This is a genomic window from Parendozoicomonas haliclonae, assembly GCF_900174585.1.
GTDB lineage: Bacteria > Pseudomonadota > Gammaproteobacteria > Pseudomonadales > Endozoicomonadaceae > Sansalvadorimonas > Sansalvadorimonas haliclonae.
This window is the reverse complement of sequence record NZ_FWPT01000004.1, coordinates 439,906-457,082: the sequence shown is the minus strand read 5'-3', so window position 1 is coordinate 457,082 and position 17,177 is coordinate 439,906. Positions and strand designations below refer to the sequence as shown.

The 17,177-nt window shown below is 50.8% G+C and carries 16 protein-coding genes; 2 read left to right on the top strand and 14 right to left on the bottom strand.

The features are described from left to right. Nucleotides 1-16: 16 nt before the first annotated feature. The 5 genes from EHSB41UT_RS11130 to EHSB41UT_RS11110 form a co-directional block, all read right to left on the bottom strand. Entirely contained in the window at nt 17-550 is a 534-nt protein-coding gene (locus EHSB41UT_RS11130) for a F0F1 ATP synthase subunit delta (RefSeq protein WP_087109733.1), read from the bottom strand. Nucleotides 551-564: 14 nt separating this feature from the next. After that, nucleotides 565-1,035, bottom strand: coding sequence for a F0F1 ATP synthase subunit B (locus EHSB41UT_RS11125; RefSeq protein ID WP_087109731.1), 471 nt, complete (start codon nt 1,033-1,035; stop codon nt 565-567). Nucleotides 1,036-1,158: 123 nt separating this feature from the next. Further along, complete coding sequence (atpE, locus tag EHSB41UT_RS11120; protein WP_087109729.1) at nt 1,159-1,413, bottom strand: F0F1 ATP synthase subunit C; 255 nt, start codon at nt 1,411-1,413, stop codon at nt 1,159-1,161. A gap of 136 nt (nt 1,414-1,549) precedes the next feature. Next, a complete protein-coding gene (gene atpB, locus EHSB41UT_RS11115) occupies nt 1,550-2,416 on the bottom strand; it encodes a F0F1 ATP synthase subunit A (RefSeq protein ID WP_087109727.1) in 867 nt (288 codons plus the stop codon). Between the two features lie 72 nt (nt 2,417-2,488). Continuing rightward, nucleotides 2,489-2,914: a F0F1 ATP synthase subunit I gene (locus tag EHSB41UT_RS11110; RefSeq protein ID WP_087109725.1), complete on the bottom strand. Its 426-nt coding sequence runs from the start codon at nt 2,912-2,914 to the stop codon at nt 2,489-2,491. A 643-nt stretch (nt 2,915-3,557) separates the two neighbouring features. Here EHSB41UT_RS11110 and EHSB41UT_RS11105 point away from each other — a divergent pair. Further along, nucleotides 3,558-5,063: a Ulp1 family isopeptidase gene (locus EHSB41UT_RS11105; protein ID WP_087109723.1), complete on the top strand. Its 1,506-nt coding sequence runs from the start codon at nt 3,558-3,560 to the stop codon at nt 5,061-5,063. A gap of 75 nt (nt 5,064-5,138) precedes the next feature. On the opposite strand, the gene EHSB41UT_RS11100 is transcribed toward EHSB41UT_RS11105, so the two are convergent. The 9 genes from EHSB41UT_RS11100 to rpmH all read right to left on the bottom strand — a co-directional run bounded on the left by EHSB41UT_RS11100 (nt 5,139) and on the right by rpmH (nt 14,712). Then, a complete protein-coding gene (locus tag EHSB41UT_RS11100) occupies nt 5,139-6,047 on the bottom strand; it encodes a ParB/RepB/Spo0J family partition protein (protein WP_087109721.1) in 909 nt (302 codons plus the stop codon). Between the two features lie 8 nt (nt 6,048-6,055). Next, nucleotides 6,056-6,862, bottom strand: coding sequence for a ParA family protein (locus EHSB41UT_RS11095; protein WP_087109720.1), 807 nt, complete (start codon nt 6,860-6,862; stop codon nt 6,056-6,058). A gap of 35 nt (nt 6,863-6,897) precedes the next feature. Beyond that, the gene (rsmG, locus tag EHSB41UT_RS11090; RefSeq protein ID WP_242667283.1) at nt 6,898-7,563 is read right to left on the bottom strand and encodes a 16S rRNA (guanine(527)-N(7))-methyltransferase RsmG; all 666 of its coding nucleotides are present in this window, start codon (nt 7,561-7,563) and stop codon (nt 6,898-6,900) included. A gap of 268 nt (nt 7,564-7,831) precedes the next feature. Next, entirely contained in the window at nt 7,832-9,721 is a 1,890-nt protein-coding gene (mnmG, locus tag EHSB41UT_RS11085; protein ID WP_087109716.1) for a tRNA uridine-5-carboxymethylaminomethyl(34) synthesis enzyme MnmG, read from the bottom strand. A 907-nt stretch (nt 9,722-10,628) separates the two neighbouring features. Next, on the bottom strand, nt 10,629-11,993 hold the full coding sequence (gene mnmE, locus EHSB41UT_RS11080; protein ID WP_087109715.1) for a tRNA uridine-5-carboxymethylaminomethyl(34) synthesis GTPase MnmE: 1,365 nt from the start codon (nt 11,991-11,993) through the stop codon (nt 10,629-10,631). 152 nt (nt 11,994-12,145) lie between these two features. Beyond that, entirely contained in the window at nt 12,146-13,789 is a 1,644-nt protein-coding gene (yidC, locus tag EHSB41UT_RS11075; RefSeq protein WP_087109713.1) for a membrane protein insertase YidC, read from the bottom strand. A 3-nt stretch (nt 13,790-13,792) separates the two neighbouring features. Further along, a complete protein-coding gene (yidD, locus tag EHSB41UT_RS11070) occupies nt 13,793-14,077 on the bottom strand; it encodes a membrane protein insertion efficiency factor YidD (protein ID WP_087109711.1) in 285 nt (94 codons plus the stop codon). 63 nt (nt 14,078-14,140) lie between these two features. Then, the gene (gene rnpA, locus EHSB41UT_RS11065) at nt 14,141-14,557 is read right to left on the bottom strand and encodes a ribonuclease P protein component (protein ID WP_087109709.1); all 417 of its coding nucleotides are present in this window, start codon (nt 14,555-14,557) and stop codon (nt 14,141-14,143) included. A 20-nt stretch (nt 14,558-14,577) separates the two neighbouring features. Next, entirely contained in the window at nt 14,578-14,712 is a 135-nt protein-coding gene (gene rpmH / locus EHSB41UT_RS11060; protein WP_087109707.1) for a 50S ribosomal protein L34, read from the bottom strand. A gap of 602 nt (nt 14,713-15,314) precedes the next feature. On the opposite strand from rpmH, the gene dnaA reads away from it, so the two are divergent. After that, the gene (gene dnaA / locus EHSB41UT_RS11055) at nt 15,315-17,168 is read left to right on the top strand and encodes a chromosomal replication initiator protein DnaA (protein ID WP_207626618.1); all 1,854 of its coding nucleotides are present in this window, start codon (nt 15,315-15,317) and stop codon (nt 17,166-17,168) included. Nucleotides 17,169-17,177: the final 9 nt, after the last annotated feature.

Sequence of the window (17,177 nt, the reverse complement as noted above, 5' to 3'; positions counted from 1 at the left end):
CTGCCTTAGCGTTTTGTTACGTGCGCATTGCGTCGGCCAGTTTTGCCAGCCTGGCTTTTACGCTGCTATCAATCACCAGATCACCAGCCCGGATAATCACACCGCCGAGTAAAGACTCATCGATGGTGTTGCTGATTCTGATTTCCGTTTTCAGCCGGTTCTTCAGCTTCTCAGTAAGCGTTGCCAGCTGGGGCTCAGACAGAGGGAATGCAGAGATAACCTCGGCCTCTACGCTTTGCTCCTGTTTGGCTTTCAGCTCTTCAAACAGCTCAGAAATCTGGGGCAGCAGAGTGATTCGTTTATTGTCTGCCAGAACGTGGAAGAAGTTCCGGCCACTGTCGTCCAGGCTGTCACCGCACACGTCAATCAGTGCATCAGCCTTTTGTGCTGCAGTGAGAGACGGGTTGCCGAGCAGGACATTAACAGTGTCGTTCTGCACCACGGCGGCACCGGTTTTCAGCATTCCGGCCCAGTTTTCCAGTGCGTTCTGCTCAGCAGCAAACTGGAAAGCGGCCCTGGCATAAGGACGGGCACAAGTCGTCAGTTCCATACTCGCCTCCCGCCTCAGAGTTCAGCGACGAACTGATCGACCAGCGCGCTGTTCGCGGCTTCGTCGAGGTTCTTGCTGATAACTTTGCTGGCACCGGCAACAGCGATAGAAGCAACCTGAGCACGCAGTTCATTGCGAGCCTGGCTGACCTGCTGTTCGATTTCAGCCTGTGCGGCCACAAGCAGGCGTTCGCCTTCCTTGCGGGCATCATCTTTGGCTTCTTCTACGATGGCCGAAGCACGACGGTTAGCCTGTTCGATGATTTCCTGTGCCTGCTGCTTGGCAGCGGCCAGTTCTTCAGCGATCTTGGCCTGCGCCTGCTCAAGGTCTTTGTCTGCGCGGTCAGCTGCCGCCAGACCGTCAGCAATTTTCTTCTGACGCTCCTGCAGTGCGCCGATCAGCGGTGGCCACACAAACTTCATGCAGAACCACACGAAGAATGCGAACGCAATCGTCTGACCTATGATGGTCGCATTGATGTTCACACCAACACCTCTCGCTATTCAGTTAATGTCGTTGTCTGCGCTGCCTGTTGCCGATCAAGCCGGCTCATTGTCGAGCAGTGGCGATCACAATCAGGCAGGCATTCCAGTTGCATTAACCCGGTATCACTGAACCTGAGCGATGAACGGGTTGGCGAAGGTGAAGAACAGGGCGATACCAACGGCGATCATTGGGATCGCGTCAAGCAGACCCGCTACGATGAACATCTTGGTTTGCAGCATAGGAGCAGTTTCTGGCTGACGGGCTACGCCTTCCAGGAATTTGCCACCCAGCATACCGAAGCCAAGAGCGGTGGCCAGAGCGGCCAGGCCCAGCATGATTGCAACACTGATTACTGTCAGTCCAACTACCAGTTCCATATTTCCTCCCGACTTTACGTCGCGTGATGGTGTGTAAAACGTTGCTTATAGATTTAGTAACGTTATTTTTCAGGGTTAAAAACGATTACCTTGGTGCCCCTACTCCGGTGGATACCAGGAGCACCTTGGAAATCAATCAATGCTCTTCATGAACCATGCTCAGGTAAACGATGGTCAGGGTCATGAAGATGTAAGCCTGCAAAGTGATAACCAGAATGTGCAGTACCGCCCAGCCAAAGTGCAGTGGCAGCTGTGCATATCCGATCATGGCAATCAGAATGAAGATCAATTCGCCGGCATACATGTTTCCGAACAGTCGCAGGCCCAGGGAAATAGGCTTGGCGATCAGGGATACGGTTTCCAGAAGCAGGTTGACTGGCATCAGCAACACCTTGAATACCGGGTTGCTGCTGGAGAATGGATGCAGGGCCAGATCACCGAACATACCGCCGACACCCTTCACCTTGATCCAGTAGAAGATCATCAGCATGAACACACTCAGGGACATGGCCATGGTGATGTTCGGGTCGGTGGACGGCACAATCTTCATATAAGGAATGCCGAGCAGCGTGGCCAGACCTGGTATCCAGTCAACCGGGATCAGGTCCATCAGGTTCATCAGGAAGATCCAGCAGAAGATGGTCAGACCAAGAGGCGCTATCACGGCATTCTTGCCACTGAAGCTCTCTTTCACGCTGGTATCAACAAACTCGACAATGCTTTCGATAGCATTTTGAAGGCCGCCGGGCACACCGGAGGTGGCTCGCTTGGCGACGAACTGGAACAGTCCGACAAAGACAAAGCCTAAAAGAAGTGACCAGAACATACTGTCGACATGGAGAGCCCAGAAGCCCATGTCTGCTGCTTCCTGGGCGCTATGCGCAAAGGTCCAGGTGGCATCGCTCAGTACACTACCATCAGCACGCACATAATCAGCAGGCAGCTGACCGTAGGTCAGATTCTGCAAGTGGTGCTGTATATAACCAGAAGCTGTTTCTGCCATAAGTTGCTCTCGTTAATTCACCCGGATTTCACCAGTGCCATGATTTTCAACAGTGCCATAGTCGCAGCGCCCTTATGTTCTTCTTCTAAGAAGCAGAGGCGTAAACCAGTTCACTGCCTGCACCAATACAAACGCACCAAAAAGGGCCACTGCATCCAGCGGTCTCACCAGTGCAAAAACAAGAGCGAAGCCGCAGCATGTAAGAACAAACTTGCCGGCTTCGCCTCGATAAAATTCCTGTACTATCTTTTGTGCCGCACGCGCGCCAGAGTGGCTGAAGGCCCGAAAAACAAGGTAAGCATTGGGAACGAGACAGATCAGTCCCCCGAGAAGTGCAGACGTGGCTGTGGTGGTAGCACTCTGGTTGAGAATGCTAAAAGCGAAAAGCCCTACAAAGAGAACGCACGTGACTGATGCCTGAGCAATAATCACCCGAAAAACAGGTGGCTTTCGTAAATGAGGCGACTGCACACTATCCAAAATACGACGGCCTCTCATACCTCTGTTTTTGTTCTGCACATGACTCGACATACAACTGCTATGATGCGTTGAGCCAGTGCCATTCTTCTCTGGGTTGAGTCTCGAACTTGAGTCCCCAAACTCCGGTACTTAAATAGCCCTTGAAGTTTTCTGCTGGCTATTGCCTTTTTTTATCCTTTTTCAGCTACGCGCCCTGTCCAAGCCTTGTTTTAAAGCGTTTGTTAGGCGTGGCAAGTATATGGGTATTACTACCTATGATCAACTGAGTTAATCTCTAGTCACATACTCTATTTTGCAAAGCTCGCCACAGACCGGTTAATGCCTGTACTGATATTTTCCACCGAAACTACCAATACATGCATTCGATCAAAAAGTGGGTTGCAGCAAATCCTGCTAAGAAAGGGATAAAGTCCAGCAAAGATTGTCAGACCAATCAGTAAAAAAGCAGAAAAAAGGATTTAACGCCAGTCCCTGACACTTTGGCTCCACTGTTCAATCTTCATCCTCCTACTACCTGAAAACAAATCAGTTCTCTTTATAGGGGATATCGAATTTATCTGTATTTTCGTCAGTAGTTCTAACAGCGTTGCTGGCTTATTAGTGAACTCAGCCCCCCTTAAAAGCCTCTGATATCACTACTTTTCTGTCGAGATTCACCATTATGCTGGCCTTTTCCAAAGGTATGTTTTCTACGCTGGCTGATTACGGCAGAAGCCTGTGCTGCCCGGTTGATGTTGAATCTGTTTGCAGTCTGGCTACGGAATCAACCTTGCCCCGTTCACAGGATTCAAGCTCAAGCGCGTCATTACCAGACACTCGTATCAGCAGACGCTCTTCTCGAAAGGTTCCAGTAAGGGGCTCAATCAAAAAACGTCAGACAAAAGCTGCACCTCCAAAGAAGCACTTCGCCAACAAGGCAACCAAAAGCACGAAAACAAGTACTGGCGTGCCTATTAAAAGTCGCAAAACGAAGACAAAAGCTCAATCACGCTCAGCACGCACAACAACGGCCCCCAAAAAACCCGTTGCAGTTAAAAAGAAATCACAACCTCATGCGCAAGCGCTAAAACCAACGTCAACACGACGTACGAAGGTGCAAACAACCAAAGCCACTCTCAGAAATAAAACAGTGAGCCTCAAGTTAAAACGTGTATCTAAAGCCCCAGTTAAACACAAGCAGGCAAGAAAAGTTTCGAGCCCACCTGTAGCTTCAAAGCAATCACTACCTACGGCTCCAGAGTCCCCGTCTTTAACGATTACCAACGTTGAAGTACACAACCGCACTCACTCACTGACTCCACCAACGATTGTTGCCTTGAGCTCCACACTTTCATTAGCAAGTTCGGCTGATGAATCAGTGATTATTACCAGTCCCCCACTCAAGAAGCGGAAGCCAGAAAATGAGAGTTCCGTTATCGATCTCACTTCGACAGACTCCCCGGATGTGATAGAGCTACTGGATACCATCACGATTAACAGTGACTCCCCTTCGGGCAGCTCAAGACAACCACCGGCGGTTTATTTTGGTGACTATCCGATCACCGAGGATGATCTGAAAATTCTTAGAGGTCATGCCTGGCTGAATGACAATATGATCAATGCTGGCCTGACCATCTTTTCACATCAGCTTTATCGAGAAGCCGGTCGTTCTATTTACTGCCTCAACCCTATTAACACGCGTCAGTTTGTACGAGCCAGCCGTCAGCGACAGCTTTCTATTCCTTTATTTGTGGATGCTAATAGCTTCCAATCCGATAGAGTCCTTTGGCCCTGCAATACAGGTGACCATTGGTTTCTGATTGTTGTGGATAATCGTGCACAAAAGATTTCCTGCCTTGATTCTCTGAATACACGACAAGCCGCCCGATGGGCGCGGGATATTCGCAAATGGACCAGGGCACTGTTCGAGCAGAGTGGGGATACAGAGCAGGCTAATAGGATCGCCGGCTATGCCATATCCTCAGAAGAAATTCCCTTGCAGGATAATAGTAATGACTGTGGAGTCGCAGTCCTTTGGAATGCCGAATGTCTTTTTAAAGGTATAGATCCCACTCAGCCGCAGGCTAGCTCCCCCTACCCAGCTTACCGAAGATATCTGGAGCACCTTTTCTCTTCAACACCAGAGTTCAGGGTTTCACCGACGAGAAAGCGTAAACGCGCACATTAAAAATATGCGTAAACGCTCAGAGTATGAAAACAAAGAGGCCCGCAATTTTGCGGGCCTCTTTGTTTTAAACGACGCTTACTGAATATGAGCCAGAACACCATCCAGTTCATCCAGGGTGTTGTAGCTGATCACCAGCTTACCCTTGCCTTTGGCAGTATGCTGAATCGCCACCTTGGCACCGATCTTCTGGGACAGATCTTCTTCCAGGGAACGGATATCTGGATCAATCGCTTTCTTGACCTTGGAGGTCGCAGCTTCTGCTTCCTGCTGCATACGACGGACTAAAGCTTCTGTCTGTCGTACAGAAAGAGCTTTACCAACGACCGTACGAGCGGCTTCAAGCTGCTGAGCATCCGGTAGACCAAGTAAGGCCTTGGCATGGCCCGCTTCGATATCACCGTACTCCAGCATTTTGCGTACATCTTCCCGCAGGTTCAGCAGACGCAGCAGGTTGGTCACTGTTACCCGGGATTTCCCCACAGCTTCAGCCACTTCCTGTTGGGTCAGCTCGAACTCTTCCTTCAGACGGGAAAGAGCAATGGCTTCTTCAATCGGGTTCAGGTCTTCACGCTGAATGTTTTCAATCAGTGCCATGGCAATGGCAGCTTCATCCGGCACTTCGCGAATCACGGCTGGAATCTTGTCCAGACCTGCCAGCTGAGTGGCCCGCCAGCGACGTTCACCGGCAATAATCTCGAAGCGGTCTTCACTGCCATCACCTACAGGGCGCACGACAATCGGCTGCATGACACCCTGTTTGCGGATAGAGCTGGCCAGCTCTTCCAAAGCTTCCGGGTTCATATCCCGACGCGGCTGATAACGGCCACGTTCAATAAACTCGACCGGAATCTCACGCAGCATTCTGTCACGGGCGACTTCCAGTTCTACCGTGGCAGGTCTTTGCAGCTGCTCAATCTCTTCAGCAACCCGGGCACTTTGCAGAAGTGTTCCGAGGCCTTTACCCAATGCTCGTTTTCTAGCCACTGGCTGTGTTACCTCACGGCAGTTTCTTCCGGCTGCTGCCGGACCTTACCGGCATCCTGCCGGCGAATCAGTTCACCCGCCAATGCCAGATAAGCGATGGCACCGCGGGAATGCTTGTCGTATTTAATCACCGGCAAACCATGGCTGGGCGCTTCGGCCAGACGCACGTTACGTGGAATAACGGTGCGGTAAACCTTGTTGCCAAAGTGGGCAATCAGTTGCCGGGAGACTTCTACTGTCAGGCTGTTGCGCGGGTCATACATGGTGCGCAACAAACCTTCGATATGCAGTTTCGGGTTTCTTGTGGAAGAAATACCGGAAATTGTGTCCATCAGTGCAGCCAGACCTTCAAGGGCATAATACTCACACTGCATGGGAATAATAACACCGTCAGCGGCCACCAGGGCGTTAACAGTGAGCATGTTCAACGAGGGCGGGCAATCGACCAGAATAAAGTCGTAATCGCCTCTGAGGTCTTCCAGGGCTCTGCTAAGAGCGCCTTCACTGTCGGCACTGTTGATCAACTCAACTTCTGCTGCCGTCAGGTCACCATTTGATGGAAGAACCTCAATGCCTGCCGCTTCCGATGGCACTATGGCGTCTCTCACCGGTGCATGACCAACCAAAACGTCATACACCGACAGTGGCAACTCGTGCTTATCCACACCACATCCCATGGTGGCATTCCCCTGGGGATCCAGATCAACCAGCAGCACCCGTCGTTTGGTTGCTGCCAGTGATGCTGCCAGGTTGACGCACGATGTTGTTTTGCCGACTCCACCTTTCTGGTTCGTGAGCGCCAGAATTTTCGCCATCGGTTGGCCCCTTAAACTGTGAGCGCAGCTTTTATTCAGGCCTGCGCCGTTTCCATTCGTTCCAGTATGACAAGATGTCTCTGTCCATCACAACCGGCCACTTCCAGAGGATGGGACTCGGTCATCACTACATCCGGACGCACTGAATGCAATTCATCCAGTTCCTGTTCCGGGTGAATACCTTTCATGGCCAGCCACAATCCACCTTTACGCAACAGGTGATCGGTTCCGGTGATCATGTCCTTCAGGGAGCTGAATGCCCGGGAGATCACTCCATCATAACCTTGTTCGGGCTGCCAGTTCTCTACCCGTTCGTTCAAAACTGTAACATTATTCAGGCCAAGTTCATTACATACCTGAACCTGGAAGCGTGTTTTTTTACCAACACAGTCGAGTGTGGATATATTTCGGTCAGGCAGCATGATGGCCAGAGGCAGTCCGGGCAGGCCTGGACCAGAGCCCACATCAATCAGATTGCCACCGGCAGGAATCATAGCTTCTACGTAAGAAAGCACACTCAGGCTGTCGAGGATATGGCGGGAGATCATCTCTTCCGGGGTGCGGATCGCGGTCAGGTTATACACCTTGTTCCACTTCATCAGCAGGTCCACATAGGCGCGCAGTTTGTGTAACTGCTCGTCAGTCAGCGCGATCCCCATGTCTTGCGCGCCGGATTTCAGCATGACGTCGAGATTATTCACAGGCCAGTATCCATTAGGGTGTTGCAGTCAGTTGGTATGCACTGACTGCGCAAAATTGCATTATTTTACATGAAAGAAAGCCTGCGCAGTGCAGGCTTTCTTGTGATGCTGTTTTTTCAATATATCGCTGGCAAAAGAGTTTTCTGGTTCCCACGCTCTGCGTGGGAACCCATACTGTCAGCCACTCATTCGCGAATAGTATGCATTCCTACGGTGGACCGCAGGAACGAGTATTATCCCTTTCGCCTGCTGAATTGGCTTTTGCGTTTTATGCTCGTTTTTGATCTTGTACGAGTGAACGCTTTTTCAGGTGTATCAACAGCAGTGATATAGCTGCCGGGGTAACACCCTGAATACGGGAAGCCTGACCCAACGTTGCCGGACGAATATTACTCAGCTTCTGGCGGATTTCATGGGAGAGGCCGGTAATGGTCTCGTAATCCAGATCTGCCGGCAGGCTGGTCTCTTCGTGACGACGCAGTTTTTCAATCTCTTCAGCCTGACGATCAATGTAGCCGGCGTACTTGCTCTGAATCTCAACCTGTTCAGCCACCTGTGGGTTTTCCACAGCTTCACCTTTCAGACTGCCGATATCGGCGTAAGTCAGTTCCGGACGCTTCAGCAGCTCCATCAAACTGTACTCACGGGTAATCGCGGTGGTCAGTTTTTGGTTCAGCACTTCCGCTTCCGGCTTGCTTGGGTGGATGAAGGTAGTCTTCAGGCGTTCGGTTTCCAGTGCAATGGATTCCTGCTTTTCACAGAAGGCTGCCCAGCGCTCATCATCAACCAGACCCAACTCACGACCTTTCGGGGTCAGACGGATATCGGCATTGTCTTCACGCAGAATCAGACGGTACTCCGCACGGCTAGTAAACATCCGGTACGGCTCGGAAGTGCCGTTGGTGATCAGGTCATCGACCATTACGCCGATGTAGGCTTCATCACGGCGAGGACACCAGGCGTCTTTGCCCTGGGCGCGTAGTGCGGCGTTGATACCGGCCAGCAGACCTTGAGCCGCAGCTTCTTCATAACCGGTAGTGCCGTTGATCTGACCGGCAAAGTACAAACCGGGGATAACTTTGGTTTCCAGAGATGGCTTCAGATCCCGAGGATCAAAGAAGTCATATTCGATGGCATAACCTGGACGTACGATGTGAGCGTTTTCCATTCCACGGATGGAACGAACCAGTTCCAGCTGCACATCAAATGGCAGACTGGTTGAGATGCCATTCGGATACAGTTCGTGAGTAGTCAGACCTTCCGGCTCGATAAACACCTGATGGGAGTTCTTGTCGGCAAAGCGCTGGATCTTATCCTCAATGGAAGGACAGTAACGCGGACCAATACCCTCAATCACCCCGGTATACATTGGTGAGCGATCCAGACCACCACGAATGATATCGTGGGTCCGCTCATTGGTGTGGGTAATGTAACAGTTGATCTGCCGTGGATGATCTTCCACCGAGCCCATAAAGGACATCACGGGTGTTGGGGTATCACCCGGCTGGGCTTCCATCACAGAGAAGTCCACAGATCGTGCATCAATCCGCGGAGGCGTTCCGGTCTTCAGACGCTCAATACGCAGAGGCTGTTCACGCAGACGGTGAGCCAGATTGTTGGATGCAGGATCACCGGCACGACCGCCACCATAGTTCTGCAGACCAATGTGGATAGTTCCGCCCAGGAAAGTACCGGCAGTCAGAACCACCTGATCGGCCAGGAAGCGCAGTCCCATTTGGGTAACCACACCACGGACCTCATCACCTTCCATGATCAGGTCATCAACAGCCTGCTGGAACAGCCAGAGGTTGTCCTGGTTCTCCAGCATTTCGCGGATGGCAGCCTTATAAAGAATTCGGTCAGCCTGTGCCCGGGTCGCGCGAACGGCTGGCCCTTTTCTGGAATTCAGAATACGGAACTGGATACCACCAAGATCGGTGGCCTTGGCCATGGCTCCACCAAGAGCATCAATCTCTTTCACCAGATGGCTTTTACCGATACCACCTATAGCCGGGTTACAGGACATCTGGCCAAGGGTTTCGATGTTATGGGTAACCAGCAGAGTTCTGGCTCCCATACGGGCAGCGGCCAGAGCTGCTTCGGTGCCGGCATGACCACCACCGACAACAATGACATCAAAACGTGCTGGAAAATCCACTCAGTAAAGCCTCCGGGCAAGAACAGGATGGTCTACAGAATCTCCCTGAAGATTATGATCAGAGAGGTGACATCCTTTATAGAAACTGTGGCGGGTGAGTATAAGGTTTGCAACGGAAAAGAAAACCGCTCCTGCTTTAGTACAAATCACATCCTCCCTTCCTTTATCTGTTCAACCTGTTTTTATCCAAAGGTAAGGCGAAGAAAGGAAGAGTGAATATATGTATGTCTTATATATATCTTTTCTTATTTTTGTTTTTTATATAGACCCGGTTTTTGTGTGGAAAAGTACGTTGAGGCCACTGATAACAAGGCTTACAGAGGATGATAGCTTTGTGCGAATAACCTTGGAAAGCCCTGATTCTGGCCTGATCAACTGGTGAATAGTTTTGCCTCTGATTTTAGGCCTCAATTTTCATCCCAAGACCATACCTGATTATTCAGCCTTGTTTTCAGGGTTTACACACATCTAGTTCTTATGCGCTGATTTTATCTTTTACCACCAGTTTACTCACATGTGGGTTATTCAGAATAAGTGTGTATAGAGTTACTCAAAGCCTGATACCAGAGGCTTTCAGCGCTGTGTCCACAATGGGGGTAGTTTGTGGTTAGTGAGTTTTGTTCACAGATGGACGGGCAAACACTGTGTACAGACTGTTGAGTTATTATGGGATAAAAATATACACACAGCTCTTCCTGCATACTCAATGCAAAATGATGGAATCGAATAAGGAGAGAGTCGGAATTGGTGTGCTCTGCCAAGGGGCAGGATGCCCCGAGAGTGACTCAATACAGGGACGTATTGCCGGAACGGGCAGAGCATTCCAGTTTCGGCGAACGGTTTACCACTTGAATCCCAATCTATATGCATTCCCACGGAGGCCGTGGGAACGAGATATGCACAAAAATTACTTCCCGATGCAGAAGCTGGTAAAGATCCGGCCCAGCAGATCATCACTGGTAAACTCGCCGGTAATCTCTCCCAGAGCCTGTTGAGCCTGTCGAAGGTCTTCGGCCAGCAGTTCACCTGCTCCCATGCCCATTAACTGGGCTCTGCCCTGCTCCAGAGAGTCGCGGGCTTTCTCCAGCGCTTCGATATGGCGGCGGCGGGCACTGAAGCTGCCTTCGGTTGTTCCGGTGTAACCCATCAGTGTTTTCAGGTGTTGGCGCAGGTTATCAACACCTTGTCCGGTCTGTGCACAAAGGCGGATTACCGGATACTGGCCTTCTGTCAGTCCTGCTTCCTCGCCGCTCAGATCACACTTGTTACGGATAACTGTGATTTTTTCGCCTGCCGGCAGCTTATCCACAAACTCTGGCCAGATATCATGAGGCTCGGTCTTATCTGTGGTCGTGCTGTCCACCATTAACAGCACCAGATCAGCCTGAGCGATTTCATCAAAGGCTCGCTTTACGCCAATCTGTTCAACCACATCATCACTGTCCCGAAGGCCGGCGGTATCAATAATATGCAGAGGCATGCCATCAATGTGGATATGTTCCCGCAGAACATCCCGGGTCGTGCCGGCGATATCCGTAACAATGGCAGAGTCACGACCAGAGAGTGCATTCAGCAGGCTGGACTTGCCGGCGTTTGGCCGGCCGGCAATCACCACGGTCATACCATCACGGACGATGGCTCCCTGGCGGGCTTCCTTAAAGACGGTGGATAAACTGTCCATGACCCGATCCAGATCCTGACTCACCTTACCGTCTGAGAGAAAGTCGATCTCCTCTTCCGGAAAGTCGATGGCTGCTTCCACATAGATACGCAGGCGGATCAGTTCTTCCACAAGTTCATTCACACGTGTGGAAAAAGCTCCCTGCAAGGAGCGAACGGCACTGCGAGCTGCTTCTTCAGAAGAACTGTCGATCAGGTCGGCAATCGCTTCGGCTTGAGCCAGATCCAGCTTGTCATTCAGGAAGGCGCGTTCAGAGAATTCACCCGGGCGAGCCAGACGTACGCCAAGGTGAGCAATCTCTTTCAGCAGCAGATCGAGAATGACCGGGCCGCCATGCCCCTGAAGTTCCAGTACATCTTCGCCGGTAAAGGAGTTGGGCCCGGGGAAGTAGATTGCCAGACCTTCATCGATAACCTGACCGTCCCGATCATAAAATGGCAGATAGTGTGCATAACGTGGTGTGAGCGACTTTTTTACAATCGCTTCTGCTATCTCAGCTGCCTTGGGGCCGGAGACGCGAATAATCCCCACACTGCCACGGCCGGGTGCTGTTGCCTGGGCGGCAATGGTGTCTTTCTGTTGATAACTCATTGCAGTGTCTGCGGTACATAAAGAATGGCAGTAGTCTAACCCGCTCCGCTCAGAACCGGCACCCAATGGCGGAATAACTTGTATATTTCAGGCATAAAAAAAGCGAACCCGAAGGTCCGCTTTTTATTCACAGGTTTGAAGTGAATGGCTTATCAGCCTTCTGCTTCAATCTTGCGAGTGATGTACCACTGCTGAGTAATGGACAGCAGGTTGTTGGTTACCCAGTACAGTACCAGACCGGCCGGGAACCACAGGAAGAACACGGTGAAGATAACTGGCATCAATTTCATCACCTTGGCCTGCATTGGATCTGGTGGCGCTGGAGACAGCAGTTGCTGGGCAAACATGGAAGCACCCATGATCAGCGGCAGGATGAAGTATGGATCCATCTGGGACAGATCCTGAATCCACAGAATCCATGGTGCGTGACGCAGTTCAACGGATTCCAGCAGTACCCAATACAGTGCGATGAACACTGGCATCTGTACCAGAATTGGCAGACAGCCGCCCATAGGGTTGGCTTTCTCATCCTTGTACAGCTTCATCATGGCCTGGGACAGACCCTGACGGTCATCACCGTACTTCTCTTTCAGTGCCTGCATCTTCGGTGTCAGCTTGCGCATCTTCGCCATGGAGCGATAGCTGGCAGCGGACAGCGGGAAGAAGATCGCCTTAACAATCAGAGTCAGGGCAATAATGCTCCAGCCCCAGTTGCCGATCAGGCCGTGCAGGAAGCTCAGCAGCATGAACAGCGGCTTGGCGAACCACCACAGCATGCCGTAGTCGATGGTCAGATCCAGACCCTGGGCCAGCTGGGACAGACGATCCTGATTCTTAGGACCGAGGTACAGAATGCCACCAACGGTTGCCGTCTGATCAGGTGCAACTGTAACAGTCGGCTCAACCACGCTGATGATGTTGTCACCATCAAATACGCGGGTCTGATAGGTGTTCTTCTGATCCTGCTTTGGAATCCAGGCACTCACGAAGTAGTGCTGAACGATGGCCGCGTAACCGCCTTCAATAGACTCGCGGAACGGCTCATCGGAGAACTCATCAAACGGCAGCTTTTCATACAGCTTGTCGCTGGTACGAACGGCGGCACCCAGGTAGGTGTTCATGCCGGAAGCGTTGCTGGTTTCCTTGCTTGGATCTTCGGTGTTGTCACGCTTGAACTGGGCGTAGAAGTTACCGCGCCAGTCAGCATCGCTGCCGTTGTGAATGATGTAATCCACGCTCACCTGGTAGACATCACGCTTGAAGGTGAAACGCTTGGTGATATCCACACCGTTTTCACTCTTCAGGTTCAGATCAACCACCAGTTCGTCCTTGTCACCCAGGGTGTATTGGGCCTGCGCGGCAGTAAATACCGGCTTACCCAGACGATCAGGACCGTCCTGACCAGTCAGACCGCTTTGGGAGATGAACATGCGGTTGGTGGAGTTCTCCAGCAGAACAAAAGGGGTGGTTTCCCCTTTGGTGCGGGTGAACTTGGGCAGCTCTGCACGAACAATGTCACCACCACGGGTGTCGATTGTCAGAATCAGAGTGTCAGTGGTGACAGTAATCAGCTGCGCCTGGGAGGCGGCCTTCGGAGTACTGACATTGGTGCCAGGCAGAGTCGGTACGTCAGAGGCTGACTGGGCAACAGGTGCTTCAGGAGCATTGCTGGCAGGGAGCTGCTGAGCCGACTGGGTAACGGGCTGCGGCTGGTTATAATCCTGGTTCCATTGCAGCACCATCAGGTAGCCGACAACAACCAGACCCGCGATTAAGAGGGTACGTTGCAAATCCATGATTTATTGGCCATCAAAACGGTTAGGGGTATCCGGGTCCACCTGGTTCAATGCCTGATATTCCTGGCTGCCGGGTACAGGATCGTAACCGCCCGCATGAAACGGATGACAGCGTAGTAAACGAAGACATGTGAGGTATCCGCCTTTCAGGATGCCGTGAAGGGTGATGGCTTCCGTGGCATAGGAGGAGCAGGAGGGGTAAAAGCGGCAGCGGTTTGCCATAAGGGGACTGATACCGAGCTGGTATCCCCTTATCAGTAACAGAACGAACGATCGGACTGGATTCATGTTCTGTACCTGGTTGTTTTAAAGCAGCTCTTCAAAAGCATGCAGGCAAACCCCTGTGGAATATTAACCAACAGGGGCTGGTGCTCTTTCAGGAGAGTCAGACCGTTTTCTGATCTGGTGAGCCGCTCCTGATTTTTTCTTTTGAGCGCGCAACCACTGCTTATTGAGCAGGCTGTGCAGTTGCCTGTTGTCGAGTTCGCCCAGGCCTTTTCGGGCCAGTACAACGTAATCGAGTCCCTTAAGACTGTTCTGGCTATGGCGAAAGGTCTCACGAATTACCCGCTTTATCCTGTTTCGGGATACTGCGGTTTTTACATTCTTCTTGGCGATAACCAGACCGAGTCTGGAAATATCCAGGTCGTTCCTTCTGGCCAGGATAAGAATGTTCTGGTCGGAAACTTTTACTTCTGCCTTATCGAAAACCCGTTTGAACTCTGATGCCTTCAGCAGCCTTAGGTCACGGCTGAAACCGAAGATCATGTTCAGGCCCTGATCGGAAATCAGGCTGACAGACGCTTACGGCCTTTAGCACGACGACGGTTCAGAACAGCACGGCCGTTCTTGGTTGCCATACGGGCGCGGAAACCGTGAGTACGCTTACGCTTCAGGACGCTAGGCTGAAAAGTTCTTTTCATGATCAATCACTCTTAAGGTTGGTATCGAACAGGTTCGATGCTGCCTCGCCATAACGGAACCGATAACACGGGATGTTAAAAACGAGAAAAATAAAATGACGCGCAATTTTAGGGAATACTATATTTAGCGTCAATTTAAAAGCAGTATAAAAAATAGGCAATTTATCACTATATCGCATATTACTGCCTCGATGCAGCAATTATGGCAGCTATTCCTGTTTTTTTACTGTCTTCATTTACACGGGTTTCGGTTATTCCTTTCCGTTGAACTGAGTTGTTACGGTACAGAATCCATTCTTTGTTTTCTCAGTTATCCCCGCTCGTGTTATTTAGCAGAAAGTACGCAGAACTTGCTGTTAATAAATAGATTTTGTTTTTTGCCTCACAGTTTCTCACAAAGATATCCACAGATTGCTTTTTCGTTACGCTATCCACAGCCTGAAAGTTGTTTTCGTTAAGCACTTGAAAAACGTGGAAATTCCCAGCAAAAATAGGGTGTCTTGAACGTTTTGGGGTGTGGATAACCTGCCCTGATCGGGATAGAATGGAAAAGTTTTCAACACCTATTAATCACCGTCGTTTTGATGACCGGAGTTGTCCCAGTGCCACGTGAACTCTGGCAGAAGTGCATGGAAATCCTTCAGGACGAGCTGCCTATTCAGCAGTTCAATACCTGGTTGCGCCCGCTCAAAGTCATGGCTGACCAAGATGAGCTGTGTCTTCTGGCTCCAAACCGGTTTGTCCTCGATTGGGTGAAAGACAAGTACCTGCCCCGTATAGAAGAAATCTTCATGGATTTGTCGGATGGCAATCCACCCGCTATTGCTTTGGGAGTGAGTAATCGCAGACCTTCTTTTGGTATGCGTATGTCCGGTAGTCGCAGCTCTGCGACCAGCAGCCGTTCCTCATCACCATCCAGTTCCGGGTTTTCCTCGGGTTCATCAGGGTTCTCCTCGCGCTTTCAGGAGCAACCTAAGCGCAGTCATGATGAAGACAATGGTCAGGCTATTCTCGATCTTTACAGCCAGCCACAGGGCTCCTCTGCTCCTTCTCGGAACGAATCAACTGCGTCTTCCGGTTATGGGCAGCCTGCTCGTCAGGAGTCCTCTTCGGCTTCTGATGCGACTGTGGTTGCTGAGCTGGAGAAAGAGTTAACAGGTGTTGCCAATGAGACAGAAACGGTTCTGACTCCTGCGGCTGTGCGCCAGCGGTTTGTTAACCCGCTGCGTTCTTCCCAAGGTGAAGATAGAAACTATCAGCCCAAGGCTGAAGTGAATGTTGCGGGTGATAATCCCTCGATTGAAGTGACGCCACTTTCATCGCAGCCGCCGTCTTCACAAATCGAATATAACGAGCCCACCATTATTACTCCGCCTGCGCCGAAAGTGGTTATCCCCAAGCAGCGCCCGGTTGAAGTGGAAGGCAGTATCAAACATACCAGTTCTCTGAACCGTACCTTTGTGTTTGATACCTTTGTGGAAGGTAAATCCAACCAGTTGGCTTTGGCTGCCGCCAAACAGGTTGCTGAGAACCCTGGCTCTGCCTACAACCCACTGTTCCTTTATGGTGGTGTGGGTCTTGGTAAAACCCACCTTATGCACGCTGTGGGTAACCAGCTGGCTAAGCAGAACCCGGATGCCAAGATTATTTATCTGCACTCTGAGCGTTTCGTTGCGGATATGGTGAAGGCTCTGCAACTGAATGCCATTAACGATTTCAAACGTTATTATCGCAGTGTTGATGCACTGCTGATTGATGATATTCAGTTCTTTGCCGGTAAAGAGCGTTCCCAGGAAGAGTTTTTCCACACCTTTAATGCGTTGCTTGAAGGTGGCCAGCAGATGATTCTGACCTGTGACCGTTATCCAAAAGAGATTGCCGGTCTGGAAGAACGTTTGAAGTCCCGTTTTGGCTGGGGATTAACGGTTGCAGTAGAACCACCGGAACTGGAAACCCGTGTCGCCATTCTTATGAAGAAGGCGGAACAGGCCAAAATCGATCTGCCACACGAGTCTGCTTTCTTTATTGCCCAGCGTATTCGTTCCAATGTTCGTGAGTTGGAAGGTGCATTAAAGCGGGTAATTGCCAGTGCCCATTTTATGGGGCGCAAGATTGATGTAGATTTAATACGTGAGTCTTTAAAAGATCTTTTGGCTCTCCAGGATAAACAGGTCAGTATTGAAAATATTCAGCGCACTGTGGCTGAGTATTACAAGATTAAAATTTCAGACATACTGTCGAAAAGACGCAGCCGTTCTGTAGCAAGACCAAGACAGATTGCCATGGCTTTGTCCAAGGAACTGACTAACCATAGTCTCCCGGAAATTGGGGATGCCTATGGTGGCCGTGATCACACAACCGTATTGCATGCCTGTCGTAAGGTTAAGCAGTTGTGTGAGACAGATGCTGAAATTGCAGAAGATCATAAGAATCTTCTGAGGCTGCTAACCAGCTAATGTCATAAA